Raw genomic sequence first — 4,668 nt, forward strand, 5'->3', positions numbered from 1 at the left:
GCGTTTTGGGCCGCCGAGCTGGCGCCGGTTGCGAAGGCCAGTGGGAGGACGCCGAGCACAAAGGCAAGCGAGGTCATGATGATGGGGCGCAGGCGCATGCGGGCGGCGTCGAGAATAGCTTCGATGAGATCCTTGCCTTGATCGCGTAGATCCTTGGCAAATTCCACAATCAGGATGGCGTTTTTGGCGGTCAGGCCGATCGTCGTGAGCAGCCCGACCTTGAAGTAGACGTCGTTGGACTGGCCAAAGAGCCAGGCGGCTGCAAGTGCGCCCAGCACGCCGACCGGCACGGCCAGGATCACCGAGAAGGGGATGGCCCAGCTTTCGTAGAACGCGGCAAGGCACAGAAAGACCACCAGCATCGAGATCGCGTAAAGCAGCGTTTCCTGAGAGCCTGCCAGACGCTCCTGATAGGACAGGCCCGACCAAGCAGCCGTGTAGCCGCCATCCAATTGGCTCACGAGCTGTTCCATCCGGTCCATCGCATCGCCTGAGCTGGCACCTGGCTGGGAAGCGCCGTTCATTGCGATGGCCGCCGTTCCGTTGAAGTGGGCGAGCGACGGCGAACCCTGTTTCCAGGCGGTCGTCGTGAAGGCGGAAAACGGCACCATCTCGCCGTCATTGTTACGTGCAGACCAGCGATAGATGTCGTCAGGCTGCATGCGGTAGGGCGCGTCGGCCTGCACATACACAGGCTTGATGTCGCCGTTGTAAACGAAGTCGTTGACGTCGCGCCCGGAGAACACAACCGAGATCAGGTCGTTGATGCCGCTGATATCGACGCCGAGCGCACCCGCTTTCTCCTGGTCGATGTCGAGCTTGAGCTGGCTATCCAACGTGCGCGTGTTGCCGCGAATGTTGGATACGAGATCATCCTTGTTGGCGAGATCGGCGAGCTTGTTGCTGGAAGCAATCAGCTCGTCCGTGCCGCGGTTGCCGGTATCCTCCAGATACATGGAGAAGCCGTTGCTTTGCCCAAGGCCTTGGATGGCCGGCGGGGCCATTACGAACACTTCGGCGTCGCGGATCTTGCGAAAATGGGCAGAGGCCCGCTGCGATATGGCCGAGGCCGAAAGCCGTGCGTCCTTGCGCAGATCGAAATCCTTCAGCTTCACGAAAGCCATCGCCGCATTCTCGCCGCTGCCGCCGAAGCTGAAGCCTACATTGGCGAAGACGCTCTGGACGCCGTCGGCTTCCTCCTTGAGGAAATAGTCCTCCACCATGTCGAGAACCGCCTGTGTCCGGGTCGCATTGGCGCCGCTGGGAAGGGTGATCTGCGTCATCAACACGCCCTGATCCTCTTCCGGCAGGAAGGACGACGGCAGCTGGCCGTAGATCCAGTAAGCGCCTCCGAGCAGAACCGCGAAGAGGACCAACATGCGGACTGGTCGCACAACGACCTGGCCGACACCGCGGACATAGCCGCGCGTGGCACGATCGAAGCCGCGATTGAACCAGCCGAACAGCCGCGTTGCCCAACCGCCATGGCGTGGCTTAAGCATCATTGCGCAAAGCGCTGGCGTGAGGATCACGGCTACCAGAACGGACAGGAGCATGGCGCTTGCAATGGTGACGGAGAATTGGCGGTAGATGACGCCAACCGAACCGGAAAAGAAGGCCATCGGTATGAAGACCGCCGTCAGAACGAGCGCCACGCCGATCAGCGCGCCTGTGATCTCGCCCATGGACTTTTCGGTCGCTTCGCGTGCTGACAGACCTTCCTCGGTCATGATGCGCTCGACATTCTCGACCACCACGATGGCGTCGTCGACAAGAAGGCCGATGGCCAGCACCATGGCGAACATGGTCAGCATGTTGATGGAATAGCCGAGGGCTGCCAGCACGGCGAAAGTGCCCATCAGCACCACCGGCACGGCAATCATCGGAATAAAGGTGGCACGCAGGTTCTGCAGGAAGAGAAGCAGCACCAGGAAGACCAAGATGATCGCTTCGATCAGTGTGTGCACGACCTTTTCGATGGAAAGCTCGACGAAAGGCGTCGTCTCATAGGAGTAAGCGATCTCGACGCCTTGCGGCAGAGAGCCGGCCAGGCTGTCGAGTTCGGCATGAACGGCATCGGCCGTGGTGATCGCGTTCGCGCCGCTGGCGAGCTGAACGCCGAAACCGGCCGCCGGCATGCCGTTGAAGGTCGAGCTCTGGCCATATTTTTCCAGACCGACCTCGACGCGTGCGACATCGCCCAACCGCACGACCGAGCCATCGGGCGCCGTTTTCAAGATGATCTTCGCGAACTCATCGGCCGACGACATCTGCGTTTGCGCGATGATGTTGGCATGAAGCTGCTGGCCCTGGACGATCGGCGAGGCACCAAGCGTGCCAGCCGCGACCTGCGCATTTTGCGTGCCGATCGCCGACGTGACATCGGAGGGGACGAGCTGGAACTTTTGCATCGCGTCCGGATCAAGCCAGATCCGCATGGCGTAGCCGGTGCCGAACGCCTGAACGGAGCCAACGCCTTCGATCCGTTCGATGCGCTCTTCGATGCGGCTCGACATGATGTCCGACAGTTCAGACGACGTGTAGCGGCCATCGCGCGAGATGATGTTGCCGATCATCAGGATGCCGGCCGGCGAGCGCGAGACATTTACGCCGGCCGTCTGCACCGTTTCCGGCAGTTGCGATTCCACGCGCGCAAGCTTGTTCTGGACTTCGACCTGGGCAAGTTCCGGATCGGTATCGGCGCTGAAGGTGAGCGAGATCGAAGACGAGCCGCTGCTCGAGGTCGATTCCATGTAAAGAAGGCCTTCGAGCCCGGTCAGGCCGCTCTCGATCTTCTTGGTCACGGAGTTCTCGACCGCTGCCGCCGTGGCCCCAGCGTAACTGGCGCTGATGCGCACAGTGACGGGAGCGACATCGGGATATTGCGCGATCGATAGTGAATAGATGCCCATCACGCCGGCAAGCAGCGTGGCAACCGCGAGAACCATGGCAAAGACCGGCCGCGCAATGAAGAAGCTCGCAAGCGCGTTGCGGCGGAAGGCAGCATTCATTTCGCAGGCTCCCCGCCGACAACCGCCGGCGCTTGGGTTGCCGTTGACGGCGCTAAGGATTGTCCGACGACGCCATTTTTATCCACCTTGGCTTCGACCGGCGCGACCGCAGCCCCTGCTGAAATCTTCTGGAAGCCGTCGACGATCAACCTGTCGCCGTCGTTCAGCCCTTCGGTGACGATCCAATCGTTATTCTTGTTGCCATTGGTGACGATCGCCCGCTGCTCGGCCTTACCATCTGCCGAGACGACATAAACGACCGGCTTGGCGGTGGCATCGCGCTGCACCGCGCGTTGGGGAATGAGATAGGCATTGGGCATGCTGCCGACATCGACGGTGGCACGCACGAACATGCCGGGCAGCAAAACGCGCTGCGGATTGGCGAAGGTGGAACGCAGCGTGAAGGTGCCGGGGGTTTGGCTGACATTCACCGTCGCCAGCGAAATCTCCCCCTTCTGTTCGTAGGTCTGACCGTTCTCCAAGGTCAGCGTCACCGTGGGCGCGCCTGTGCCGTTGCGTCCCAGCCTGCCCGCTTCCACATCCTGCCGAAGCCGCAGCAAGTTGGCGCTGGTGTCGACGAGGTCGACGTTAACGGGATCGATCGTGCGGATCGTCGCCAAGGCATCGGTCTGGTTGGCGGTGACCAGCGAACCGACACTGACATCCGCCGTACCGATGATGCCAGCAATTGGCGCTTTGATGACCGTGTTGTCGAGATTGATCTTCGCGGTTTCGAGATCGGCTTTAGCCACCTCGACATCGGCGGTTGCCTGCAACAGAGCGGTACGGGCTTCGTCCAGCACCTGCTGGCTCACGGTGCTGGATTTGGCCAGTCGATCACTGCGGTCGAACGTCGACTGCGCGCCGGCCTCACTCGCCTGCGCCTTGGCGAGCGCGGCGGCAGCCGCATCATAGGCCGCACGGAACTTCTGATCCTGCAGTTCGAACAATGTCGCGCCGGCTTCAACCGCCCTGCCCTCCTGGAAGGCGATGGTCTTGACGATACCGTCGACCTGCGGGCGGATTTCGGCCGTGGAATGCGCCACAACACGACCCGAGATGCTCGTGCTGCGCTCCACCGACTGCGGGTGCGTCACGACATAGCCGACCTCGACAGCGCCGCCGGGGCCGCCCGGGCCAGCGGCCGGGGAAGCCTGTTCCTGGCTGCATCCTGCGAGCGCGACCAAGCTGGCTGCGACCAAGATATGGGAAGGGGATGCAAGGCGCATGGCTTATCTCATTTGTGTTTAGCCGCAGATCGTTCTGAACTAAGTCGCACAACCACGAGCGGCGACCCGTTTGCATGCGAGATCCTTGGCATCGACCTTTACTCCTCCGGCTCGTACGGTTTTGCCAGTTTCGCTCTCTGACGCGCCAACAGCCAGACGCTTGTTGCAGTTATCCGGAAAAAGGCAGGAGGCAGAGCCGACCATAATCCGGCAAAGCCGCAAAAGCTCATGATGATCGTTTGCAGGGTCATCGCAAATACCCGAAGGGCAGCCGGCTTTCGCCGACTGCCTCGCTTTCTTTTCGCAGCCCTTACTCGTTAGGCTGCGCTTCGTCGGGCGCCTGCGGGGCAGGAGCCGCTTCGTCGGGCGCGTCGGCATCCGGTCCGCTCTCAGGGTCGGCCGGACGCTCGAAGCCTGGCTGCGGTCCA

Annotated in this window: 2 protein-coding genes; both read right to left on the reverse strand. The window is 61.7% G+C overall.

Annotated features, from left to right (window positions below; all coding sequences use genetic code 11):
* Window positions 1-3,011, reverse strand: a 3,011-nt coding sequence (locus RTX98_RS08080; RefSeq protein WP_312795844.1) for an efflux RND transporter permease subunit, incomplete at its 3' end; no start/stop codon positions are given.
* Entirely contained in the window at window positions 3,008-4,240 is a 1,233-nt protein-coding gene (locus RTX98_RS08085) for an efflux RND transporter periplasmic adaptor subunit (RefSeq protein ID WP_312795845.1), read from the reverse strand. The genes RTX98_RS08080 and RTX98_RS08085, both read right to left, overlap by 4 nt.
* Between the last annotated feature and the right edge of the window lie 428 nt (window positions 4,241-4,668).

The organism is Tianweitania sp., from assembly GCF_032053605.1.
Classification (GTDB): Bacteria; Pseudomonadota; Alphaproteobacteria; order Rhizobiales; family Rhizobiaceae; genus Tianweitania.

What these genes read in the sequence shown, in the direction of transcription:
- RTX98_RS08085 (WP_312795845.1), bottom strand. Translation starts at nt 4,240, where the DNA reads ATGCGCCTTGCATCCCCTTCCCATATCTTGGTCGCAGCCAGCTTGGTC.